At 38.8% G+C, this 23,840-nt stretch carries 20 protein-coding genes and 1 pseudogene; 14 read left to right on the forward strand and 7 right to left on the reverse strand.

Annotated elements, in window-relative coordinates; genetic code table 11:
• The first annotated feature begins 261 nt into the window (after positions 1–261).
• From CMT41_RS03575 to CMT41_RS03605, 6 genes are all read left to right on the forward strand, one after another.
• Positions 262–1,518, forward strand: coding sequence for a hypothetical protein (locus tag CMT41_RS03575; protein ID WP_157466268.1), 1,257 nt, complete (start codon positions 262–264; stop codon positions 1,516–1,518).
• 625 nt (positions 1,519–2,143) lie between these two features.
• Positions 2,144–2,434, forward strand: coding sequence for a type II toxin-antitoxin system ParD family antitoxin (locus tag CMT41_RS03580; RefSeq protein ID WP_232300009.1), 291 nt, complete (start codon positions 2,144–2,146; stop codon positions 2,432–2,434).
• Positions 2,421–2,711 (forward strand): type II toxin-antitoxin system RelE/ParE family toxin, encoded by a 291-nt coding sequence (locus CMT41_RS03585; protein ID WP_058026385.1) that lies wholly within the window; start codon positions 2,421–2,423, stop codon positions 2,709–2,711. Before CMT41_RS03580 ends, CMT41_RS03585 begins: the two co-directional genes overlap by 14 nt.
• A gap of 1,056 nt (positions 2,712–3,767) precedes the next feature.
• A complete protein-coding gene (locus tag CMT41_RS03595; protein ID WP_058026387.1) occupies positions 3,768–4,334 on the forward strand; it encodes a DUF4136 domain-containing protein in 567 nt (188 codons plus the stop codon).
• 82 nt (positions 4,335–4,416) lie between these two features.
• Positions 4,417–4,920, forward strand: coding sequence for a DUF3016 domain-containing protein (locus tag CMT41_RS03600; protein WP_058026388.1), 504 nt, complete (start codon positions 4,417–4,419; stop codon positions 4,918–4,920).
• 139 nt (positions 4,921–5,059) lie between these two features.
• Positions 5,060–6,715 carry a mechanosensitive ion channel family protein gene (locus tag CMT41_RS03605; RefSeq protein ID WP_058026389.1) on the forward strand — a complete coding sequence of 552 codons (1,656 nt, stop codon included), beginning with the start codon at positions 5,060–5,062 and terminating at the stop codon, positions 6,713–6,715.
• Between the two features lie 14 nt (positions 6,716–6,729).
• Here the strand turns inward: CMT41_RS03605 and CMT41_RS03610 are convergent, their stop codons facing one another.
• On the reverse strand, positions 6,730–7,035 hold the full coding sequence (locus CMT41_RS03610) for a hypothetical protein (protein WP_057179822.1): 306 nt from the start codon (positions 7,033–7,035) through the stop codon (positions 6,730–6,732).
• A gap of 39 nt (positions 7,036–7,074) precedes the next feature.
• Positions 7,075–8,115, reverse strand: a complete 1,041-nt coding sequence (gene epmB, locus CMT41_RS03615) for an EF-P beta-lysylation protein EpmB (RefSeq protein ID WP_157466270.1) — start codon at positions 8,113–8,115, stop codon at positions 7,075–7,077.
• Positions 8,116–8,214: 99 nt separating this feature from the next.
• Here epmB and efp point away from each other — a divergent pair, with 99 nt between their 5' ends.
• From efp to CMT41_RS03630, 3 genes are all read left to right on the forward strand, one after another.
• Positions 8,215–8,790: an elongation factor P gene (efp, locus tag CMT41_RS03620; protein WP_057179823.1), complete on the forward strand. Its 576-nt coding sequence runs from the start codon at positions 8,215–8,217 to the stop codon at positions 8,788–8,790.
• Positions 8,791–8,859: 69 nt separating this feature from the next.
• Complete coding sequence (locus CMT41_RS03625; protein ID WP_232300010.1) at positions 8,860–9,525, forward strand: outer membrane beta-barrel protein; 666 nt, start codon at positions 8,860–8,862, stop codon at positions 9,523–9,525.
• Positions 9,526–9,798: 273 nt separating this feature from the next.
• Complete coding sequence (locus tag CMT41_RS03630) at positions 9,799–10,827, forward strand: LacI family DNA-binding transcriptional regulator (RefSeq protein ID WP_058026391.1); 1,029 nt, start codon at positions 9,799–9,801, stop codon at positions 10,825–10,827.
• An 80-nt stretch (positions 10,828–10,907) separates the two neighbouring features.
• Here the strand turns inward: CMT41_RS03630 and CMT41_RS03635 are convergent, their stop codons facing one another.
• The 3 genes from CMT41_RS03635 to CMT41_RS03645 all read right to left on the reverse strand — a co-directional run bounded on the left by CMT41_RS03635 (position 10,908) and on the right by CMT41_RS03645 (position 16,271).
• A complete protein-coding gene (locus tag CMT41_RS03635) occupies positions 10,908–12,413 on the reverse strand; it encodes an MFS transporter (protein WP_058026392.1) in 1,506 nt (501 codons plus the stop codon).
• Between the two features lie 237 nt (positions 12,414–12,650).
• Complete coding sequence (locus CMT41_RS03640) at positions 12,651–13,694, reverse strand: glucokinase (protein WP_058026393.1); 1,044 nt, start codon at positions 13,692–13,694, stop codon at positions 12,651–12,653.
• Between the two features lie 3 nt (positions 13,695–13,697).
• The gene (locus CMT41_RS03645; protein WP_058026394.1) at positions 13,698–16,271 is read right to left on the reverse strand and encodes a TIM-barrel domain-containing protein; all 2,574 of its coding nucleotides are present in this window, start codon (positions 16,269–16,271) and stop codon (positions 13,698–13,700) included.
• Positions 16,272–16,551: 280 nt separating this feature from the next.
• Here CMT41_RS03645 and CMT41_RS03650 point away from each other — a divergent pair, with 280 nt between their 5' ends.
• Both CMT41_RS03650 and CMT41_RS03655 read left to right on the forward strand, forming a co-directional pair.
• Positions 16,552–18,204 (forward strand): alpha-glucosidase family protein, encoded by a 1,653-nt coding sequence (locus tag CMT41_RS03650; protein ID WP_058028130.1) that lies wholly within the window; start codon positions 16,552–16,554, stop codon positions 18,202–18,204.
• A 49-nt stretch (positions 18,205–18,253) separates the two neighbouring features.
• Complete coding sequence (locus CMT41_RS03655; protein WP_058026395.1) at positions 18,254–20,056, forward strand: alpha-amylase family glycosyl hydrolase; 1,803 nt, start codon at positions 18,254–18,256, stop codon at positions 20,054–20,056.
• A gap of 258 nt (positions 20,057–20,314) precedes the next feature.
• Here the strand turns inward: CMT41_RS03655 and CMT41_RS03660 are convergent, their stop codons facing one another.
• Positions 20,315–21,115, reverse strand: coding sequence for an aldo/keto reductase (locus tag CMT41_RS03660; RefSeq protein WP_083494205.1), 801 nt, complete (start codon positions 21,113–21,115; stop codon positions 20,315–20,317).
• A gap of 350 nt (positions 21,116–21,465) precedes the next feature.
• On the opposite strand from CMT41_RS03660, the gene CMT41_RS03665 reads away from it, so the two are divergent.
• Positions 21,466–21,720: a type II toxin-antitoxin system Phd/YefM family antitoxin gene (locus CMT41_RS03665; protein WP_057179831.1), complete on the forward strand. Its 255-nt coding sequence runs from the start codon at positions 21,466–21,468 to the stop codon at positions 21,718–21,720.
• Entirely contained in the window at positions 21,710–21,994 is a 285-nt protein-coding gene (locus CMT41_RS03670) for a type II toxin-antitoxin system RelE family toxin (RefSeq protein ID WP_058026397.1), read from the forward strand. The genes CMT41_RS03665 and CMT41_RS03670 overlap by 11 nt, the downstream gene beginning before the upstream one ends.
• Positions 21,995–22,320: 326 nt before the next feature.
• On the opposite strand, the gene CMT41_RS03675 is transcribed toward CMT41_RS03670, so the two are convergent.
• On the reverse strand, positions 22,321–23,295 hold the full coding sequence (locus tag CMT41_RS03675) for a hypothetical protein (protein WP_058026398.1): 975 nt from the start codon (positions 23,293–23,295) through the stop codon (positions 22,321–22,323).
• Between the two features lie 91 nt (positions 23,296–23,386).
• Between CMT41_RS03675 and CMT41_RS03680 the strand changes: the two are divergent.
• Positions 23,387–23,821: pseudogene (locus tag CMT41_RS03680) on the forward strand (IS1595 family transposase); the annotation flags it as partial.
• Between the last annotated feature and the right edge of the window lie 19 nt (positions 23,822–23,840).

Below are 23,840 nucleotides of genomic sequence, written 5' to 3' on the forward strand. Positions count from 1 at the left end.
TTAAGGGCAACTTGGTGCGCATTGTTGACGTTAGAGGTGATAATATCAAGACTTTCGTTTCTCGATAAAAGCGGACACCGTAGATAAAATAAAACTTATAAATGGGGGGGCTATTTTACTCAATTTCTACAAGTTCATTATTTATTAATTCATGTGTGCATCCATATCACTCTTTGTAATTCACCATGTAGAATAAAAGACAACCCACTGTTTTATTATGATATTATTGAGGCTATTGTCAAATTTAGAAGGATGCTGAAGTTGTTTTGTATTTTAATATTATTAGTTCTCTCGTTTAACCTAAACGCAGAACCCTCTCCCAATATCCATCCAGTAAATAAGCAAACACTTGAGCAAGATATAACACAATTAAAGATTGACTATAAAGCTCTTAGTGAAAACATAGCTACTTTAAATAATCAGGTATCTGCGTCTATCGATAGCAATCAAACCATGGTCAGAGAAAGCCGCATTCTGATTGAAGAAGTAAACAAATTAATGGAAGTTCAAAGTGCTCAGAGACAAGATTTCTTAGATGTTATGGATAAAGCTAAAAATATAAAAGATGCCAAAGAAGACTTATCGTTTAGTATTGCGTCGGATGAAATGGCAATTTATTGGAATTTCGGATCTGCATTATTAATCGCAATTGGTTCGCTTTTCGCTTCACTATATGTAACTTTTAAAGTGTTAACCAAATCATTAGCTAGTGAAACAAATAAGCATACTCAATCACTCGAAAGCAATTTAGCAGAAACGAAATTACTTAATAAGGCTCAAATCGATACGCAGTTAAATATAGCTAGACTGCAAAATGATGGATTTAGTAAGGAGCTTGAAGCGAAAATATCAATATCAAACGCCCAACTCAAAACCCAATTAGACTCTGTTTCTGAACAAACTAAAGAAGCCCATGCTCTTAAAATAGACGAGTTTAGACAGTTATGGATCAATACCTTTCGAGAAGACATATCAGTACTCATAAAATCATTTGTAACTTTAAAGCACTTCCATTTTATTGAAGAAAGTTTCTTTGTTTCTTTGGATATACTTAAAAGAGCAGAAAGAAGTCAACGAAATTTATATGGCGAACTCCTTAAAGAAGCCAACAGTGAGAAAAGTTTATTGAAGAAAGTTATTGCTAAGTCGAAAATCAAGAATAATGATGATTATATAATTTCAAAGATGGACGTTGATGACGCTAAGCTTCAGTTTAAGGAATATAAAAATGAATACAAAGAATTTAATAATTTACACGCAATTATCATAGAACAAAAAACTAAAATAATGCTGATGTTTAATCCAAATGGTACTGCTAATGAAAAAAAGATAGTTGATAAGTTAAACCATATTCATCAACTACTAAGCACTGGAGAACGTACCTTTATGCCTAAAGGAAACATAGAGGCAATTGATAAAGCTATAATCGCGCTACAGCCCTTAGTACAAGATATGTTGAAAATAGAATGGAATCGAGTTCGTAGAACGATAAAAGCTACATACTCCCACTTATTCTAGAATTCAATAATGTCTGCTTTCGTATCTAAACTAACCCTTAGATGAGATGATTTTGATACATAAAAAACGTCCGCAATATGGTAACAGTGAGCCTTAGCTCTACCTCTGTTTAGGCGTGAAAGCGAGTTAGATTATGATTTCTAATTTTATATAGCCTTGTTAAGCCTAAAGCTGATTTTTCCATGCTATGTTTGATAAAATAAAGCCAGTTTTGGTTATTGAAACTTTAAAAGTTAAATTGAATTTTTTGGGAACAATCCAGTTATTAAAGAGCGTCAATAACTCAAGGGTATAATGCAGGGTACTTTAATTTAACTGTTTTTATTTTTGTTTTAAATCAATAGGTTGTGTTGTTAGGGCAGCATGATGTAATTTATGCTGGTCTAAATTGTTAATTTCATCGTTGCTTTATAGTTCGTTTAAGAAATACTAAACGTCACCATAAAGCGCCTTGAACTAAACCATTTATCCTGCGCATAAAGCATTAACTGCTTATAGCACATACTTGAATAAGTAAATGAAAGCTCGCCTCGGCGGGCTTTCTTGTTTTTTGCTCTTCAATCATCAAACTTGAATTATGCGCATATCATGCGCATAATATGATTAATAAATGATTGGAGTGTTAATGATGAATATTACTTTAGGTAAAGAATTCGAGCGAAGAATTACTGAGAAGGTATCTGATGGTTTATATACCTCAGCAAGTGAAGTGATCCGCGATGGATTAAGAATGTTATTTGAAAAAGATGTTGCTAAAAACAAGCAACTTGAGATATTACGAGAAGAAGTAGCGAAAGGTTTTGAACAACTAGCTGCTGGCGAATCATCAAAGCACAGCGTAATGGATATATTTGAACAAGCCTCCCTTGCAGTAGATAGTAAGTCTACAAGTAAGGGTGTAAATGTCGAACTATAGGTTATCTCCTTTAGCCGAAGAGGATTTATTCAAAATAATTTCAACAACAATTGAATCTTGGGGAAGCGCACAAGCAAAGGTGTATGCTCAAACCATAGACTCAGCCTTATTGAAACTAGCTCAATACCCTGACTTCGGTAGGGAAAGAAGTGATGTTTATAATGGTGCTAGAAGCTTTCCTGTAGAAAAACACATTGTATTTTATCAAGTAAGTGATAACGGTATTGATGTTGCTCGTATTCTTCATCAACGCATGGATCTCTCAAAACATTTCTAATCGTATTTTGGTGTTGTTGCCCCATAATTGTCATAGACAATTTCACTCATGCATTTAAAGGGTTGTTTATAAAAAAGTAAGGGGGATAATATGATCTGCTATCAAGAAAACGATACTTACCTAGCGGTTAAGCTGTTGGTTCACAAAGTAATTGGGTTAAGCCCAATTTAAACCTCTCGGGCTAAGCCTGAACTCAACTAGGATAAAGTCTTCGTTGATGATTTTTCAGAATTGTAATGCAAATTTATTGATGTTTATCAGACATATCTTAAAGGTATTTCTCTTCATTACAACTCTGCTTTTGGTATCAAGTGTCTAATTCCATGCTTAATTAACTATTAACCTTAATTACTATGGCAGAACAAAAACCAAAAGAATCGCTCCCTAGTAGGGGTAAAAAATGGGTTGCCCATATAGGGCAAATAGAATTAATAATTAAAAGTTTAGGAAGTTTATTAACTTCCATTCAGAAAGTTATTTTTCCCTCAAAAAGCTTTGGCTCAGTATATGCGGTTCATCTATTTTATTATTTCTTGGTGAAAAAGTTGATTGGCAGGTTGTTAGTACTGTAATTAACTAATCAAAGTCGCTGGTCTGTATTTAGCTACTGACTTATAACATGCTTGAGCCGTATGCGGGAAGTTCGCACGTACGGTTCTAAGTGAAGGGGGGTGATCTGTAATGATCGCTCCTTACCCGACATTTATGCTAGTCTAAAACGTTGATTACGGCGCTTTTTTGTTTTTATCTTGGTTAAAGTACAGCATGACCGTGATGGTTTAAGAAACACTAAACGTGTTTATCCTACCTACTTGATTAAGTCGAGAGAAGTAAGCCGAATTATGATGAAGCTTAAGTCTTTTTAAATCGCTGAAAATAGCAAATGATGTTGTTTTACAAGAGAAAGTTATATTGCTTACATGAAGTGGAGTCTTGTTTACATAAGGTTACGTTAAGGTAACATTGTTTCTCGGAATTTAATTGATTGTATTTATATACTTAACTTTCGATTTAAGTCAGTATTAAAACGTTAATAGATATTTCTAGGATTGAATAATGAAGAAAAATATTAGTTTAACCATTGCCCTTTTTAGCAGCTTATTGGTAAGTGCTTGTGTGACTGTACCCCCAGAGCCACAAGTGAATAGAAATCAATTGGCCATCTCAAGTGTGCGAGATATACCTATTTCTTATTCGCCAGGCAGTACGTTTTCTTTAGCGCCTAAGTATGTCAAAGAAACTTCATTAAAAGCTGAGCAGACCCAAGCAGTATATAAGCTTTATGCTGATGCTATTATTAGCGATTTAATGAAGCATGGTTTTTACAATACCCGCAATGCCCAAAACTCTACTTTCTATGTTGGTTTTGGTGTTGCCTTAGCCAGTGATTTATCAGATGAAACCATCAATCATGAATTTGGTATTACGCCAGGTTTACCGGGCCGTGATGGTTTGAAAAAAGGTAGTTTTTTGATTTATATCGAAGATGCTCGCACGGGTAAAAAAGTTTGGCGAGGTGCAGTACAAGGCTTTGTTCATGAAGATACTGATGAAGCACAAAAAATATATCGTACTGCAGCTATTGTTAGCCGTGTGATGAAACAGTTCTACGCTACAAATTAACACCTACCGGTAGCAAATTCATACGGTTTACACCCGTTTTTTTTGTTTTACTAAAGTTGAACATTTAATAAGAGGATGGCATATGAAACAATTTACTTATATGGTTACACTGTTAATTTCAACGTTATTAACGGCGCCTGGCGCATTTGCGGCAAGTAGTGAAGTAACCTGGACTGATTATAAAAGCTATCGTGATATTAATGCCGGTAATGAAAACCGTAAGTCATTTAGAGAGCGTATCTTTCGAGATTTTGAAAAACACTTTGCTAAATTAGCGGCAACCTTGCCTGAGGGGCAAGTACTTAAAATTGATGTCACAGATGTTGACCTTGCTGGCGATACTAATGCCGCGGGCATACATAGAACCCGTATTGTTAAGCAGATTTATAGCCCACGAATGAACTTTTCTTATCAACTGCTTGATGCCGATGGCAAGCTAGTTCAATCGGATGAAGTGGTACTTAAAGACATGAACTTTATGTCAGGTAGTAACTTGAAATATCGTCATAAATCCTTGGGTTATGAGAAGAAGATGCTCGATGTCTGGTTTGATAAAACCTTTAAAGACTTGCGGGTAAAAAAATAGTACTTGAAAAAAACTACTAAATTAAAAGTCACTACGGTGACTTTTTTATTGCCTAAAATTGTATTTTCCCCTGAAGTGATTAAGTAATTAAGTTATTATCTTTGCCTGTTACTTTATGTTATCGCAAGGAAAAGGCGCAATGAAGCCCACTCAACAGACTACTATTTTTTACCCTTCTCCAGTTACCCTTATCATGCTCTTATTTATACTTCTCATCAGCCCAAAGGTATTGAGCGCCCAGCCAGCAAGTAATAATGGTGAAGTACTATCCATTAAAAGCATGCTTGATAGCAAAGAAAAATCACAACAAAGCTTACAGCCAGATGAATATGATGTGCCGCAAGATAAATATGAACGCGGTCAACCTCGCAGTGCTATGGCCGGATATTTACGTGCAATGCGTGCGGGTGATCTAGCCTTAGCGACACATTATTTAGATTATCGCAACCTGTCAGAAAAAACCTTAAGTGTTGGTAAAGAAGAATTGGCGAGACAATTAGCCGTAGTGTTAAACCGAACCTTATGGGTCGATCTCAATAGTATCAGTGCCCGAAAAGAGGGACGAAAAAATGACAACCTACCCTCGTATAGAGAACTGGTAGGGCAAGTTGATTACCAAGGTAATACGGTTGATATTTTATTACAGCGCATTCCTCGAGCAACAGATAAAGTGAGAATTTGGAAAATATCAAATGCCACGGTTGAGAAAATCCCACGCTTATTTAAGCGTTATTCTTATTCTCCTCTGGGAGAGTTCTTAGCCAAAAAATTACCGTCAATAGACCTCTTTGGCGTCATGCTCTGGCAATGGTTATATTTCACCTTGATGATATTGATATATTACCTTATTGCCAAAGTCTTTACCTGGCTGACAGCTTTTAGTATCAAACGTGTTTATCATAAGGTCTCTGAAGACGTTTTACGGTTTATTAAAGAGCCTATAGCATTATTAATCGCGGTGATTTTTGCCCGTAGTTTTAGTGATGAAGCCAATGTTACTATTGCCGTTCGAGCGGTGACTGAAGGCAGTACTTTATTAATTATTGCTTGGTCCTGGGTCTGTTTTCGTTTTATTGATTTAATGAAAATAATATTGGCAGAAAAATTTATTGCTCAAGAAAAACCGTTAGCGGTGTATTTGTTAAGACCGGCTGGCACAGTAATAAAGATCATTATATTTAGTATTGCTAGTTTGAACTGGTTGGAAAATCTGGGTTTTAATGCTTCTACCTTATTGGCTGGCTTAGGTATTGGTGGTTTAGCTATTGCACTGGCTGCGCAAAAAACCATAGAAAATATTATTGGTGCTATTACCTTATATACATCGGCACCGGTTAAGATTGGTGACTTTTGCCGTTTTGGTAACAGTTTTGGTGTGGTTGAAGAAATAGGTTTACGCTCTACCCGTATTCGAACATTAGAACGAACGGTTATTTATGTCGCTAATGCAAAATTTATTGATATGAACATTGAAAACTATGCCGAGCGAGAAAAAATAGTTTTTCGACCTAAGATATTCTTAGCACCAAGTACGTCAAAAGAAAATATTGAGAGTTTACTGGTGGCCATTAGGGCTATGTTCAATTCAACAGATATGATTGCCGCATCGCCGCTGCGCAGTCATTTTAAAGCCTATACTATATATGGCTTAGAATTGGATATTTTGGCTTATGTTAAAACCACAGACTTTGATGTTTATCTTGATGAAATCAATCAACTCAATCTGAATATTCTCGCTTTACTGAACGAACATGATTGTAAAGTACAAGTGATGGCAGAAAGAGTTGCTGAGTAATTGACCTGCTTAAGTTATTGAATGTAGCTTTGCTCAAAGTTAGCTAGAACTGTGAATAGCTGCTCTATCTTTTTAACTAAGGCAATTAATGGCCCTTGCTCTTTACTGGCTTGCCACTGTAAAAGATCATCGGCTATTTCTTCAACATAGGGTTGGAAGGTGTTGGCTGAACAGGTAAAGCTAGCATCGGCAGTAAAAATAGCTTTAAAGCTGGCTTTCTTTTTTTCACGTAAATCGGCTAAGGTGGCATCAGCGGTTAACGATCTTTTTAAAATCACTGAAATATTTTCAATAAGTTGTTGTTCAATTGCTTTAGTCATAACACTTCTTACTTTGAGGATTGTTCTTTATTTTGTCAATTATGCCAGATTGATTGGCGTTTTGTTAGCTTGACCAGCAATTTCTCGTACTAACTTAGGCATTAAGAAGCCAGGTAAGCGAGCCAGCATCTCTTTAACTATTGCTACGGCATTTGTCTCACTAACATCAAAGTGAGCAGCGCCTTGCACCGCATCAAAAAGGTGCAAATAGTAGGGTTGAATGCCAGCATCAAACAGCACTTCGCTTAAGTTACTTAAGATCTCAGCATCATCATTTACCCCACGTAACAGCACACTTTGGTTAAAGAGTGGAATACGCGCTGCGCGCAGCGGTTCAAGTGCCGCGATGAACTCATCATTAATTTCATTCGGGTGATTGATATGCAACACCATAGTGGCTTTTAAGCGTGAATTTTTTAACAGGGCAACAAGGCTTGCTGTGATGCGGTTAGGTATTACTACGGGCAAGCGAGTATGAATACGCAAACGTGTCACATGGGGAATGTGTTCTATTTGCTCAACCAGCCAAGCCAAGTGATTGTCGTTAGCCATCAAGGGATCGCCACCACTAAAAATAACTTCGCTGATTTCATTATGGGCAGCAATATAATCCAGGGCACTTTGCCAACGCTTTTTATTAGGGCTGTTATCTTGATAAGGAAAATGACGACGAAAGCAATAGCGACAATTAATCGCACATGCCGATTTTACTATCATCAATACCCGGTTTTTGTATTTATGCAATAAGCCTTCGGCGACGGTATCATGTTCAAATAAGGGATCAGCAGAGTAGCCCTCAGTGAGTGAAAATTCTGTGGATAATGGCATGACTTGTTTTAGTAGCGGATCGTTAAAGTCGCCTTTTTTCATGCGCTTAATAAAGGGCAGCGGCACACGCACAGGAAATAAACTCCGTGCTTTGAAATGTTGTAAATAGTCATCAGGGGCAATATTAACTAAGGCTAATAGTTGTTCGGGCTCGGTCACTACCTCACGCAAGTCTTTTTGCCATGATTTTTCATCACAAAGATGCAAATCGTGATCAATTTGGGTTATTATCTGCGGCAATTCTAATTTCAATTGAACATCTCTTACTAGCTACTGCTGCCATTATAACGGTTATAGACTAGTGAAGATCAAATAAATAACTAAGTAATCAATAAAAGAGCACTTCTTACTATGGCTAATATCAGTACCAATCAGTTCAAAACTGGACTTAAAATCATGCTTGATGGCGAACCTTGTAACATCCTTGAAAATGAATTAGTAAAACCGGGTAAAGGCCAAGCCTTTAGCCGCGTTAAAATTCGTAAACTCATCTCAGGTAAAGTGTTAGAGAAAACCTTCAAATCAGGAGAGACGGTTGAAATCGCTGATGTCATGGATATTGAATTAGCCTATTTATATGCTGATGGTGAATTCTGGCACTTTATGAATAATGAAACCTTTGAGCAAATTGGCGCTGATGAAAAAGCAGTCGCTGATACGGTTAAGTGGTTAGTTGAAGGTGACGTTTGTACCATCACCTTATGGAATGGCACACCAATCACAGTAACGCCACCTAATTTTGTCGAAATTGATATTACCGAAACAGACCCCGGCCTAAAAGGTGATACCGCAGGTACGGGTGGTAAACCGGCAACATTAGCAACCGGCGCGGTTGTGCGTGTACCTTTGTTTGTGCAAATTGGTGAGAAAGTGCGCATTGATACACGCTCGGGCGACTATGTATCCCGCGCAAGTAAAGCTCAATAAGTTTATCCGATTAATTCTATCAACGAAAATTAAGTTAAAGGAATAATGATGTTTTTTAACAAGGTGTTAATGTCAAAGACCATACTATTGAGTTGTCTACTTGGCTTTTTGGTTAGTATGTTAAGTGTTGATGCCAACGCTAAGTACACTAAGCGTAGTGACAAGTGGGAAGCGAGTTTTAAAGTACTCAATAATCAGGCAACTGATATTGATGGTCAAAATGGTTCAAAAACTGCTATGGAGAGTGATTATGGTTGGGGTTTTACCCTGGGCTATAATTTAAACCCGCATATTTTGTTTAACTTTGATTTTTCCTCATCAACGCCAAGTTACCAGGCCACTCTAATTGATGCTGATAATGGTAGTAGTCATCAAATAAACCACAAAATGGACTTGTTAGAAAGTCAGTTTAATGTCGTTTATAGTGTGTTTGCCGCACAGTTTACCCCTTATGTGCAAGTGGGTGCTGGTTGGACTTATGTTGATAGTAATATTGCCGATGGACCACCTGGCTCAGTTTGTTGGTGGGATCCGTGGTGGGGTTATGTTTGTGATAGTTATCAAAATACTTTCAACGATACTCGTTTTTCCTATAATGTTGCCGTAGGGTTTCGTTATGAGTTAGATAACAGTTTGTTTTTTCGTGCCAGTTACAAACAAGCTTGGATTGACTTTAGTCATTCAGACGATGCCAGCATCGGCTCATATCACTTAGAAATCGGCTCAATCTTCTAAATAATATAAGCGCAGAGATACGTATAAACATTATCGTTATTCGTTAACTATTTGATAATTACTCGTTAGTTATTTGATAGTAAAGCAACCCAGCAAGCAGCATTATTGTTTACTGGGTTTTTTATTGCCTGTAAAAATTTAGCGGTGAAATAATTAACAAGTTTGTCAGTGAGTTAATTCATTTTACTTTGCTGCTGGCTATACATAAGACAGTCGCTCAGGTATGGTATTACTAAGTTTTATTCTTGTTATTTTACTTTTTAAGAAGGTCATGTGAAAGAAAAAGCAACGTCATTTGATATCGCTTATAAGGCAGGGGTTTCTCAATCCACTGTCTCAAGAGCTTTGCGAAATAGCCCATTAGTTAATGAGGCAACACGAGAGAAAATTCAAGCCATCGCCAAAGAGTTAAATTACAAGGTTGATAAAAATGCTAGTAATTTACGTTCTCAGCAAAGTGATACCATTGCTTTGTTATTATTTGCCGATCCCACCAATGATGATTCAGACATCAACCCGTTCTTCTTATCTATGTTAGGCAGCATCACCCGTGCTTGTGCCAACAAAGGTTATGACTTATTAGTGTCTTTTCAACAGGCAAGTGACGATTGGCATGCTGATTTTGAAGATAGTAATAAAGCCGATGGTCTAATTTTATTAGGCTATGGCGACTATGTTGACTATGAAGAGAAGTTAATTAAGTTGTTAGATCAGGGTACACACTTTGTCCGTTGGGGCGCCGAAGTTAAAAACTTACCGCTTATTTCGATTGGTTGTGATAACCATCAAGGCGGTATAGAGATGACTGAACATCTCATTAAAAAAGGCCGAACTAAACTGGCTTTCTTAGGCAGTGCTTCAAGTCATGCGCCTGAGTTTTTTGACCGTTATAAAGGCCATTGTCAGTCGTTAAAAGATAATGGTCTAGTGGTTAATCAAGCTTTGCAGTTTAATGCTTTATACACCGAAGAGGCCGGCTATCAAGCGGCATGTAAATTAATCGCCGGTGGTGAGCCCTTTGATGCTATTTGTGCCGCTTGTGATCTTATTGCTATTGGTGCCATGCGGGCATTGCAAGAGCATGGTATTAGTATCCCTGAGCAAGTAGCACTGGTTGGTTTTGATGATATCGCTGTGGCCAGTTTTACCTTTCCACCGTTAACAACAGTAAAACAAGATACTCAATTAGCCGGAGAGTTATTAGTTAATACCTTACTGACCATGATACATGGTGAAGCGGCAAAAACCACCTTGATCCCACCTGAATTGGTTATTCGTAAGTCTTGTGGTAGTGGGCTGTAGCTAGTTAATGAGAATTAATGAAATGCACTCACCTTTAACCACTGTTAAAGGTGAGTGCGAAAAAGTAAAAGTTTAATCGGCTAAGAAGCTAGCTTCTCTTGCCCAGTAATAACTTCTTGTTCAGTGTCCTCTTTAACAAAATACACCGATAATGCCGCTAAAATCATCGAACCACCAGCAAGCATAATGATATAGATGGCTTGATTATCAAATACTGCAGTTAAAATCCAACCGGCAAAAATGCCAGAAACAATTTGTGGTGCGGCAATGGTAAAGTTGAATATGCCCATATAAACACCGGTTTGTTTCACCGGTATTGAGCCGGCTAAAATTGCGTAAGGCATCGCTAAAATAGCTGCCCAAGCCATGCCAATACCGATCATAGGCAAGAATAATGAGACGGCACCTTGTGGTACGGTAATTTCAGTAATGACTAAGTTGACTAGCGTTGGCTCAGAACTTTGGATAAACATAATGCTGATATAACCAATACCACCAGCTAACAATGATAATGAGTAGGTTAGTTTACGGCCGATTTTACTGGCCACTTTGGCCATAAAGACAGACCAAATAGCAGCGAAGAACATGTAGGCAGCGAAAATAATACCAACCCAGTCACCGGCACTACCTTTTGCTTGCGCAATATGCTCGGGAATACTGCCAACTGATGCTAAATACGTTGGATCAAACCATTTAGCCTCGATACCCCATATATGCTGAGCAATGGCGGGCATGGTATAAACCCACATAATAAATAAAGCAAACCATGAGAAAAATTGCACTAAGGCGAGTTGTTTCATAGTGGTTGGCATGGTTTTCATTAGGCCAAAAAACGCGGATAACTTTTCCCTAAGTGAACGTTCGGTATTATTTTTTTCTAATGGCGCTAAGCCATTGGTGCCGGGGGCATATTCCTTGGTTCTTAACACTGTCCATAATACCGAGCCTAACATGACTGAGGCGCCAATATAAAAGGCCCAAATTACTGAGGGCGCAACTGCACCAGATTCAGCGGTGTTTTCTAAGCCCATGACGTTGGTCAAAACAAAAGGCAAAATAGAGCCACAAACGCCACCAATATTAATTAAAAATGATTGGATCGAATAACCAACATTACGCTGCTCTGCCGGCACCATATCTGAAACTAAAGCGCGAAACGGTTGAAAGGCTAAATTAAAAGAAGCATCCATTAAGGCAAGCATCATAGCGCCAAAAAATAATGGTGTGATAAAGCTCGCTAAGGTGGCGGAGTTTGGCATTAATAACATGCCGATAGCGGCGGCAATACCACCGGCTAAAATATAAGGGTTACGACGACCTAATTTGTTCCAGGTTCTATCGGAAGCTGAGCCAACTATTGGTTGAACAATCAAACCCATAATAGGCGCAACAAGCCAAAATAAGGCTAAAGAATGTAAGTCTGCACCTAGGTCTGACAATATGCGACTGGCATTAGCATTTTGTAAGGCAAAACCAAATTGCACACCAAGAAAGCCAAAACTGACATTCCAAATTTGCCAAAAGCTCAAACGCGGTTTTTGCTGCTTTTGCTTTAGTTGATTACTCATGTCGCTGGTATTGCTCATCTGGGGCACTCTTATTGTTATATGTAGCGGCGCTTGTCTTTAAAAAAGCACATTATTAAGGTAAATAAAGGCGATAATAATGTGCAATAGCCATAAGGCATTAAACAAGCGAGTGTTGAAATTTTTTAAGTTTTAAGGATCAATAAAAACTAAAACAACCATTTTAATATACGCATTTTAGTGGCTAACCACTAGCGGTTACATACGTATTCAGTATTATGTTTAACTGTTATTACCTTAGCTCTGTAAAACAAAAGCGGCAGCACCCAGTAAACCTGGCTGCTCTTCCGTTATTATGTAGATCGGGGCCTGCTCGGTAATATATGACAGCCGCCCCTTTGCCTCAAAACGCGCTCTAAAATCACTGGCTTTTAAATAATCAATAAAACGCGGCACTATACCACCCGCGATGTAAACACCACCTTGGCTATTCATTATCAAGGCGAGATTACCGGCAAAGCTGCCAAGGACATTACAAAAGAGGGTCAGGGTTTGTTGGCAGAGTTCACAACTGCCGTTAATAGCATTGCTGGTAATTTCTTTCGCGGCAAGCTTATCGTTCACTGTGGCCATCTCTTTGCCTTGATTAATAAATAATAACGCCTGATATATTTGCTCTAAACCATAACCTGACAATAATTGCTCGTATGAAACGCGATTTTTTATGCCTTGAATAAAGTTCATCACTTGCTGCTCAATTTCATTAACCGCAGCAAAATCGATATGACCACCTTCACCACTAATACAGTGCCATTGCTTCTTTCCAGACATACTAACAGGGACTAAATTAGCCACCCCTAAACCTGTTCCAGGGCCACATACCGTAATAGCTTTACCAGCAACACTGGTACCGCCACCAATTTTTACTTTTTGATTATCTGATAACAGGGGAATCGCCATGGCTATGGCGGTATAGTCATTAATAAAAGTTAAAGAATTGAGCTTCAGTGCCTGTTGCAGTTCCTTTTGAGAGAACTGCCAAGGTAAATTAGTCATGCTAATTAAGTCTTTATCTACCGGGCAAGCAATGGCAAAACAAGCGTTAATGCTAAAATTAGCCAACGCTTTAGCCTCAATATAATGGGCAAGCACTTCAGCTAAGCTAGCAAATTCTTTGCATTGATACGTTTCAATGTCACTGATATTAATGTCAGTGGTATCACCATCAGCAAGGTTAGCCTTAGGGGGGGTCGTTACTTGCGCTATGCGAATATTAGTACCGCCAATATCGGCAATCAGGTTAATGGTGTTTTTATGTTCGTTAGATAAATTTGTCTTCATTACTTACTGTATCGTTAAGGTTAGAGGTTGATGCTGCCAAGTAAAAGTGACCGTTAAACTGTGGTCTTTAGCTTGCCAAATGGCATTATTTATTACTTTATTGTTTAGGGTGATTTTATTGGGTGCTTGGTCGATATTATGAATAACCAAGGTCATGGTGCGCTCTTTTGGCATCCCCTTATAACCATTGCCGGTACGTTTAAGGGTTATAGTTAACTGCTTTTGTTGCTGTTTTGCTGAAAATTGTAATAATTCAAATAAACCCTTTTCAATGTTTTGATAGGTCTTGCCATCATCTTCATACATTTCATAGTTAGCGCTAGTGACTGACTTATCCGCATAATAATGTAAGGTTAATTGGCTGGCGTCATAATCTTGCGTCGATTGAATATCATCTATCATCGGAATAAAGGCACCGGCACGCACCAGTACTGGCAAAGTCGCCAAACTTGTCGGTAAGTTAATAGTTTGTCCGCCTTGATGTTTTTTAGCGGGCTCATTGTCATCAGTAAAATAATCAAACCAAACACCTGCGGGCAAGTTTACTGCTACTGAACTGACATTAGCTGCTACTACCGGCGTTACTAATAAGGCATCACCCCAGAGGTAACTACTGGCATTATCAAAGGAAGCTAAATAGTTTTCTTGTTCATGTTTAAACTTATTCTCAAGCTCTTGTTCAAAGAAAAGCGGGCGCATTAATGGCATGCCGGTAGTGCTATTTTCATAGGCTAGGGTGTAATTGTATGGCAGTAGCTTATATCTTAACTTGATGAATTTTCGTAAAATATCTTGAGTTTCCTGGTCGTGAAAGACAACTTCTGGCGCAATGTTATCTTGGCCATGAGGACGGTATATCGGCTGAAAAACGCCATACTGCAACCAACGAATATACATTTCTTGATCAAATTCTTCTCCGCCGGCAAAGCCGCCTAAATCAGAGTGGGTATAAGCCATACCCAATAAGCTCATTTGTAAGCTCAACTCAACTTGTGGCTTTAAGCCATCCCAAGAGCGACTAACATCACCGGTCCAAGGGATCATGCCATAGCGCTGTGAGCCAGCAAAACCAGAGCGCATCAAAATGAACGGTCGCTGCTCAGGGTTCATCTTCAGCTGATGCTCAAAAACCATTTTGGCCCATTGATGGCCGTAAACATTATGAATGGCGTCAGCATTCACCACAGTGCCATCATCAAGGGTATGTAAAGTATCACTCGGGTGGACTTCAGGCTCACCTAAGTCACCCCACCAGCCAGTAATGCCTTGCTGATAGAGGGTTTTATAAATATCGTTAAACCAGTCTCGACCTTTTTTATTAAAAACATCCACTAAGCCAGTATTACCAAAATAAAAATCAAATTGTTTAGCATTGCCATGTTCATCTTGGGCTAAGGCCTGCTGCTCAACAGCGTCTTGCCACTTACTTGATGTGCTCAATACAAAAGGTTCAGTGATTAAAATCGTCTTGACGCCTTGGGCTTTTAGATCGGCAATCATTTTTTCTGGCTCAGGAAAGGCGTTTTTATCCCAAGCTAAATTGCCCATATGACCTTTAATATCTTTACCAAACCAATATAAATCTAAGATCAAGGCATCAAGAGGGAAGTCTAAATCAATAAATTTATTGACTGTTGCTCTAACTTCGGCCTCTGAGCGATAACCAAAACGAGACGCATAATTACCTAAAGACCAGCGCGGTGGTAGGGGTTGCTTGCCGGTAACATCAACATAGTTATTGAGTAGTTGTGGATAACTATCCGCGGAAAAAACGATATAAGCCATACGACCCGCAACGGCTGAAAACTCTAAAATGTTCTGCTCTTTTTTAGCTAAATCCATATAACCCTTGGCGGAGTTATCAAATAGCACTATGTATTTATTACTCGACATTACCGCCGGTATAGAGAAGTTCATTTGCTCCGAATGTGTGCTATAGCCGTAATGCGCGCGATTATATAACGGGAAACTATGGCCGCGTCTATCCATACCTAAAACCCGCTCACCGCCGCCGAGCAGCTTTTCGCTGTCATTTAAGTGAAAGCGAAAGCCTTGCACCGCTAGTTTCTTCGTTACTTTAGTTAGTGTGCTACTTCCTTCAAGCGTGGGTATTTCTGTAACTTCATTGACCGTACCGCTGAAAAATCCCTGTTCCTCAGCAATGAGCAGCTTGTTTTCTTGGTAGTTACTTTTCTGGTAGTAACTAATAGAAAAAGGTGATTTGTTGATAACCGCGCTCAGTTTATTCAAGGTAAGTGTCAGTAGTTCATTATTTTCTGTGATAACAAAGCGACTAGTCACTGCGTGTTCTTTAATGGCAAAAGAGGGCAGTTGGCTAGCCGGCAGCTTATCCTTATGGCTTTGATAGTGTATTGCTATGGCGCCTTCGCCATAAGCATTTAAGGTTACTGTCGCTAAATTAGTACTGATAACAACGGTGTTGCCGGCTAATTTATGGCTTAAGTATTTGTTAGTACTTGCCAATGCTTGCGTTGATATGACTAAGTAAATCAGTGAGCAAGTTAATAAACGTGTTAATAAGTTAGCGGTGAGGTATTTCACTGTAAATAAACGCAAAACAAAACCCTTAAAGTTGAATATGGATAGCCGAGTGTTAATGATAATAACCTTAGTCTGAGGGATACAGCATCTTGAATACGTATGCAGGCCTAACTAAGCCGGAATTGGTATTGCATACGTATGTATTTTTTGATAATAGCGATACATACGTATGCAAAGACTTTCAGCTCGGTTTTTATTTGCGTATTCTTATTTGAAAGAATTATTAAGTGCTTAGACAACGATGGTTAATGGTAACTGTCACCAAACGAGCAAGTATCAGTGTTGGGGTTTTCAAATGAATGAACAAATGTGGTGGCGTGGCGCGGTAATTTATCAAATTTATCCACGCAGCTTCTATGATACTAATCAAGATGGTATTGGCGATTTGCCGGGAATTATTAGCAAGTTAGATTATATTGCTAGTTTAGGTATAGATGCTATATGGATCTCACCTTTCTTCAAATCCCCGATGAAAGACTTTGGTTATGATATTAGCGACTATCGCGATATTGACCCCATATTTGGTACCCTAGCTGACTTTGATGAGCTGGTACTGAAAGCGCATGCCCTTGGCATTAAAATTATGATCGATCAGGTGCTTAGTCATACTTCCGATCAACATCAATGGTTTATTGATTCACGTGAAGATAAAACTAACGATAAAGCTGACTGGTATGTATGGAGTGACGCCAAAGAAGATGGCACAGCACCTAATAACTGGTTATCTATTTTTGGTGGCAGCGGCTGGACTTGGGATCCTCGTCGTCAACAATATTACTTGCATAACTTTCTCACTAGTCAGCCAGACTTAAACTTCCATAATCCAGAAGTACGCCAAGCGGTGTTAGATAATATAGAGTTTTGGCTTAAACGTGGTGTTGATGGTTTTCGTCTAGATGCCATTAACTTTTGTTATCATGACGCGCAATTGCGCGATAACCCAGCTAAACCTAAAGAACTCCGTACCAGCATAGGTTTTGATGAGAAAAACCCTTACGCTTATCAATATCATTATTACAATAATACTCAAGATGAAAACTTGGGCTTTATGGAAGATATTCGCAGTTTATTGAATCAATATCCTGGTTCGGTGGCTTTAGGTGAAATCTCCTCAGAAGATTCATTAAAAACCATGGCTGAGTACACTCAAGGTAATACTAGGCTACATATGGGTTACAGCTTCGATTTATTAACCGATAATTTTTCTGCCAGTTACATCAAGCAAGTGGTAGAAAGTCTTGAAGCCCGTGTTTCTGATGGTTGGCCTTGTTGGTCTATTTCAAACCATGATGTCGAGCGAGTTGTCAGCAGATGGGGCGGTTTTAACAGTAAAGATTTTGCTAAAATGCTCTTTGCCATGATTTCGTCATTACGCGGCAGTGTTTGTAGTTACCAAGGCGAAGAGTTAGGTTTAACCGAAGCTGATATTGCCTTTGAAGATATCCAAGACCCTTACGGCATTACCTTTTGGCCACAATTTAAAGGCAGAGACGGTTGTCGAACTCCGCATCCTTGGCAGCATGATGCTATCAATGCCGGTTTTAGTGACGGCAAACCTTGGTTACCAGTAGCAAGCGAGCACTTTGCTCAAGCCGTTGATATCCAAGATGAAGCGACTGATTCCGTGTTAAATAGCTACCGTCATTTTAATCACTGGCGTAAAGAACAACCGGCGTTACGTTATGGTGATATCAAGTTTATTGATACCCCTGAGCCGATTCTTGCCTTTGTTCGTCAATACCAAGGTGAGCAGTTATTAGTTTGTTTTAACTTTAGTGAACAGAGTCAAACAGTGACTTTATCTTCTCTAACTCAACAAAGCGATAGCTTAACTGTTTTAACAGAGCATAAGCTAACCAGTGGCACTATTGTTGATGGAACCTTACAGTTACCGCCTTTTGGCTGTTTTTACTGCAAACTAGGGCAGCAAGCTAAGTCACTAAGTTAAATGAGTAAACCTGTAACTTAAATACAGCAAATCCATTAAGAGAAGCTCTATGAATTTTATCAGTAAATGTTCGCTACTAGCTGCGATGAGCTTAACTTGGCTTACGCCGCAGTTAAGCTACGCTCATGAAGTAAAACTAAGTGCAAAAGCAGCACAGCTGGCACCCTATCAGCAACGTGCCTTTCAAGATGAAGTGTTTTATTTTGTCTTACCCGATCGTTTTTATAATGGTGATAGCAGTAATGATTTAGGCGCTGGCGCGAATGATAAAAAGCGCGCAGTGTCTCGTGGTGGTTTTGATAAAACTCATAAAGGCATGTATCACGGTGGCGATCTAGCAGGTCTTACGGAAAAACTGCCTTATCTTGATAATATGGGCATAAGCGCTATTTGGTTAACGCCAGTATTGCGTAATCGTGCCATGCAAGCGGGCACATCCGGTTACCATGGTTATTGGATTTTAGACTTTACTGAAATTGACCCTCACCTTGGCAGTAATGCTGAGCTTAAACATTTTATTGACCAAGCTCATAAGCGCAATATAAAAGTATTTTTTGACATTATCACCAACCATACGGCTGACGTGATTAAGTATAAAGAATGTCATGGTGAAGACGGTTTAGGTTGGCTTATTGATGTCAGTAAGGGCAATGATTGCCCATTTATTTCATTGGCAGAGCTTAGCCAAGGAAAACACTATACTCCCTTGATTCCAGCAGGGGATGAATTATTAAAATCACCGGCTTGGTTGAACGATATGTCGGTTTATCACAACCAAGGTGATTCTTTTTGGCAAGGTGAAAGCTCGATTCGAGGTGACTTTGCCGGTCTAGATGATTTATATACTCAAAAAGACAGTGTGGTTAAGGGCATGATTGCCATTTACCAAGACATCATTGATGAATTTAAACCCGATGGCTTGCGTATTGACACGGTAAAACACGTCAATATAGAATTCTGGCAGCAATTTTCACCCGCCTTAATGCAGCATGCAAAAAAGCAGGGTATAGCTAACTTCTTTATGTTTGGCGAGGTTTATAGCTTTGAACCTGAAATTTTAAGCCGCTTTACTACCGAAGCAAAAATCCCCTCAGTATTAGACTTTGCTTTGCAAGGCGCGTTAACAAAAGCGCTGGTTGAGCAGCAAGGTACTGAGGTATTGGCACAATTATTCGCTCAAGATCATTTTTACCAGAGCGATGATAAAAGTTCTAACAGCAGGGACGCTAACCAATTAGTTAACTTTACCGGTAACCACGATATGGGCCGCTTTGCTTATGCACTTAAACAAAGTCCTCATAACTATAGTGAACAAGCGCAAATACAACGTAATTTACTGGCTCATGCCATGGTGTTCTTTAGTCGCGGTGTACCGGTAATTTATTATGGTGACGAGCAAGGCTTTGTTGGTGATGGCGGTGATCAAGCTTCTCGTCAAGATATGATGCCTTCTTTAGTGGCTAGTTATAATGACGATGATTTATTGGCAACAGATAAAACCACAGCGGATAACAATTTTGATACTAATCATCTGTTCTATCAAACTTTTGCTAAATATGCCCAGTTATATCAAGAGTATCCAGCGCTACGTTTTGGTGAGCAGACAGTGCTCTATGCGCAAGACCAACCAGGAGTTTTTGCCATAAGCCGTCAAGTGAAAGCGAGCAGTCAATACCAGGCGCAAAATTTATTGATAGTGTTCAATACTGCTGTTAAGCCTCAACATATAGACTTACTGACCGTACAAGGCGGAGCGAAACAAACGGATAGTGAATTAGTTTATCGTTCAGCTAAAGCAGAACAAGCCGATGAAATAGCCGCATTGAGTTTTGTTATTTATCAGCTGAAGTAGTTATTTTAAAACGGCACTAGTCAATAGATGAAAGCAGACTAAATAGCGATAAAAAAAGCGAGTTCAACTTATCTTGAACTCGCTTTTTTTTACACTTTTATATTTAACTTGTTAAATTAAAACCAGTAAATGATCTTTGTATCTTGCCGAAAGTCAGTTTTGTTTATGGGTTAGAGTGTCGATGGAAAGATAAATTTAACGATTAGCGTATTAACTAAATTAATAGACTACTTGAATTTCGTTTAAGTCTTCAGCAGTTTAAGGCTGTGGATAACCATTTCTAGCTTCAAGCAAACGATACCAATCGGTATGGCTATATTCAAGTGCTAAGGCTTGTTTAGCGGCAATAATACGTTCAGGTGTGGTTGAGCCAATAATAGGGCAGATATTGGCCGGATGTTTAAGTAACCAAGCTAGAATAAGCTGCCAAGGTTGGCAATTATATTGCTTTGCTTGTCGGGTTAATTCTGTGGCAATGCGCTGCTCATCGGCGGTGGAAAAGGTATTTCCCCAAGCGGGGTAAACAACTCCACCGAGTGGACACCAAGCGATAGGGGTAATGCCCAACTGCTGACACTGATCTAAATTGCCATCGCTAAAGCTACTAATATTATGAATATTAATTTCTATTTGATTGACCAGTAAGGGTTCATCTAAAGCGGATTGCAATAAACTAACCTGTGATGGACTAAAATTACTGACGCCAAAGTGTTTTACTTTACCGCTAGCTTTTAGCTGCTGAAAAGTTTGCGCTACTTGCTCGGCATTAAATAAATAATCAGGGCGATGCAGTAAAAACATATCTAGGTAATCAACATTTAACCGCTTTAGTGAATTTTCGATACTGGTGGTTAAATAGTCGGCTGAAAAATCATAGCGCTGTGGATCAAAGCGAATACCGGCTTTGGAGGTGATAATAAGTTGTTCGCGTATTGCCAGCGTTTCTTGTTGTAGTTCGGCTAATAACTCGCCAAATAAGCTTTCACAGTGACCACTACCATAAATATCGGCATGATCAAAATGGTTATAACCTGCGTCAAGTGCCGCTCTTATTGCCAGCTTCCCTTAGCTTTATCTGCCGGGGTATTATCACCGGCAATGCGCATGCAACCGTAAATAACAAAAATAACAAAGACAGCCACTTTTAATTAATTATTTAATTTTAGCTCAGTCACAAATTTTTCCATAACGATGGCTGTCCTAGTTGTTTTTCCGTTTTGGACTGGTACAAAGGTCAACTAAATTGAACGTAATATTAATGGCGAAAGCACTAAGTGCCTTTGTTCATCAAGTGAAATAGATATTGGAATAAAACCGAAGCTAAGAGACTGCTTAACAGGTCTTTTATTTGACATTAACGCCAAAAAGACCGATAATAAATACTCTTAATAAGTCATGAGATTTTATGTATGCAAACAATTAGACCAATATTAGCTGATAACTCTACTAGCATAAGTGAGTTGAAAAAAAACCCAATGGCTGTTGTTGAACAAGGTGATGGTTTTCCTGTTGCGGTATTAAACAGAAACCAACCAGTTTTTTATTGTGTTCCTGCTGCTGCTTATGAACTCATGATGGACAAACTAGAAGATATAGAACTAGCGTTAATTGTTAAAGAACGTCAAAACCAACCTGAAATAGAGGTTAACATTAATGACCTATAAGCTTGTTTTTAAGCAAGATGCGATGAAAGAGTGGGAGAAATTAGATTCCACAATTAGAGAGCAATTCAAGAAAAAATTAATTGAAAGATTAGCAAATCCACGCATAGATTCAGCTAGATTAAATGGAATGAAGGATTGCTACAAGATTAAGTTACGTAGTGCAGGTTATAGATTAGTTTATCAAGTGCGTGATAGTGAGATATTAATATCAGTTGTTGCCGTAGGTAAACGTGATCGTAATCAAGTTTATAAAATTGCAATTAAACGAATTTAGATAATTGGAATAATTGAATCATGGCTAAAGAAATATCTGAAGTAAGCGCTTATGAAGTAAAGCACTTTGAATGTGAATGCCCTTACTGTGAAGCGGTAGTTAGCGACAATAACAAAGACAGCCACTTTTAATTATAAGCGTAAGGCTGGAGAGGCGGAGCTGAATCCTAGTTGATTTTTCACCTAAAAAACGAGTTAATTACCGCGTTGATACTAAAAATTAAAAATAACAGTTTTTGCCGTGTCTTTGCTAAATTTAGCTTATCGTTATGCCTTAGCGTCGGCTAATTTCAAAAGAATATAATGGGTACGCTTTGAATTTAAGTACTAAGCGAGCAGTTTGTTACATACGGCTAGTGTTGTTCGCCGGTGTAGTGCTTGGTGTTGACAAAAGTCACTGAGTACCTCGGCATGGCCTACTGCGCCGTGAAATTTATTAGTGAATTGTGTGGTTAAAGTTAACCAGTTTTCTGCGCTGATATTTAAGCGATGTAGAATTTTTGGTTGATTTTCTTCTATATAGCCGCATTTGTCTGCGCGAATACAGCGGCCAGTTAAATCAATGAGTTCAAGGTAATCGTCAATATTAAAGGGCAGTCCTTTCGGTTGGTTTTTATGCTCATTGCCAATAAAAGTTAGCAATTTTTCTGCTTGCTTACCTTGTACTGCCGCTTTGATGCGTTGCTTAATACTGGTGTAGTCTGATTGCTCAGGCGTGGTTGCTATTTTTGCCCTCACAGGGTTTAAGTCAACATAGGCCATACAGGCAATAATCGCGGCTTCATCAAGTAAAGCTTGCGATTTAAAACGACCTTCCCAGAAACAGCCCGTGCAGTTATCTTCACGATTAGCCTGTCTCGCTATGCCCTCATTAAGTACCCGCATAAACCAGCTGATATCCGTTAATCGTTGCCGATAGACTTGGGCGGTTTGTTCAACCATGGCCTGTAAAGGTTCAATGAGTGCATCACCGCGCGAATATTGCTGGGTTAGCAGTGTGCCTTTAAATAGTCGATGCCAGCGATGAATAACCTCTGCGGTTGACCATGATTTGGCTTTTTCTTCATCAACAAAAAGCACCAAATGGCTATGATTACTCATCACCGCATAAGCACAAACATCAATGGAAAAAATATCCACTAAAGAAAGTAGCTTATCTTCAACCCAAGCACGGCGATGCTCAAAACTGCGACCCGTCACCTTATCTTCACCACATAAAAAAGCACGACGAACACAGCGAGAAATACAGTGATAGTAGGGCGTATCAATTAAACTGATTTGTCTTTTTCTTGCCACAGCCATATGAGCCTCGATTAAAATAAGGGGTGATTATTTGATTTTAGCTCAGTCACAAATTTTTCCATAACGATGGCTGTCCTAGTTATTTCTAACTAAACCCAGAAAACGGGGTGGTAATATTGATAAAAGAACTAGAGAAGGACAGGTCACAGTACTTTTATCTATTGATCGCAGTAACCATATGATTAATCCGATATTATCGGCTGATACAACGGCAGAAATAGCCGCTAATTTAGCTCCTAACATTACTGAGAACTCGGTATTATGCAGTGATGGCTCATGGTCATATGTGACGATAGCCAAGCAAAAAAATTGTGACCATAAGCGACTAATAAATGGTAAGGAGAGAGTCATAGATAAGGTTTACCATATCCAGACCGTGAACGGTGCAATAGCCCACTTTAAGGGTTGGGTTAACGGGAAAATGAAAGGAGTAGCCACAAAGTATTTATCGAATTACCTTGCTTGGTTTAGGGAAAGTAATGCAAAGCTTAATAAACAGGAAATATTAATCGCTGCCTATGGGTGACAACAGTGTTCTACAACAG

This window comes from Colwellia sp. MT41 (assembly GCF_001444365.1).
Taxonomy (GTDB): Bacteria; Pseudomonadota; Gammaproteobacteria; order Enterobacterales; family Alteromonadaceae; genus Colwellia; species Colwellia marinimaniae.

What these genes read in the sequence shown, in the direction of transcription:
- CMT41_RS03655 (WP_058026395.1), top strand. Translation starts at nt 18,254, where the DNA reads ATGAATTTTATCAGTAAATGTTCGCTACTAGCTGCGATGAGCTTAACT.
- CMT41_RS03585 (WP_058026385.1), top strand. Translation starts at nt 2,421, where the DNA reads ATGTCGAACTATAGGTTATCTCCTTTAGCCGAAGAGGATTTATTCAAA.
- CMT41_RS03625 (WP_232300010.1), top strand. Translation starts at nt 8,860, where the DNA reads ATGTCAAAGACCATACTATTGAGTTGTCTACTTGGCTTTTTGGTTAGT.
- CMT41_RS03600 (WP_058026388.1), top strand. Translation starts at nt 4,417, where the DNA reads ATGAAACAATTTACTTATATGGTTACACTGTTAATTTCAACGTTATTA.
- CMT41_RS03650 (WP_058028130.1), top strand. Translation starts at nt 16,552, where the DNA reads ATGAATGAACAAATGTGGTGGCGTGGCGCGGTAATTTATCAAATTTAT.
- CMT41_RS03640 (WP_058026393.1), bottom strand. Translation starts at nt 13,694, where the DNA reads ATGAAGACAAATTTATCTAACGAACATAAAAACACCATTAACCTGATT.
- efp (WP_057179823.1), top strand. Translation starts at nt 8,215, where the DNA reads ATGGCTAATATCAGTACCAATCAGTTCAAAACTGGACTTAAAATCATG.
- CMT41_RS03595 (WP_058026387.1), top strand. Translation starts at nt 3,768, where the DNA reads ATGAAGAAAAATATTAGTTTAACCATTGCCCTTTTTAGCAGCTTATTG.
- CMT41_RS03665 (WP_057179831.1), top strand. Translation starts at nt 21,466, where the DNA reads ATGCAAACAATTAGACCAATATTAGCTGATAACTCTACTAGCATAAGT.
- CMT41_RS03580 (WP_232300009.1), top strand. Translation starts at nt 2,144, where the DNA reads ATGATGAATATTACTTTAGGTAAAGAATTCGAGCGAAGAATTACTGAG.
- CMT41_RS03675 (WP_058026398.1), bottom strand. Translation starts at nt 23,295, where the DNA reads ATGGCTGTGGCAAGAAAAAGACAAATCAGTTTAATTGATACGCCCTAC.
- CMT41_RS03610 (WP_057179822.1), bottom strand. Translation starts at nt 7,035, where the DNA reads ATGACTAAAGCAATTGAACAACAACTTATTGAAAATATTTCAGTGATT.
- CMT41_RS03635 (WP_058026392.1), bottom strand. Translation starts at nt 12,413, where the DNA reads ATGAGCAATACCAGCGACATGAGTAATCAACTAAAGCAAAAGCAGCAA.
- CMT41_RS03670 (WP_058026397.1), top strand. Translation starts at nt 21,710, where the DNA reads ATGACCTATAAGCTTGTTTTTAAGCAAGATGCGATGAAAGAGTGGGAG.
- CMT41_RS03605 (WP_058026389.1), top strand. Translation starts at nt 5,060, where the DNA reads ATGAAGCCCACTCAACAGACTACTATTTTTTACCCTTCTCCAGTTACC.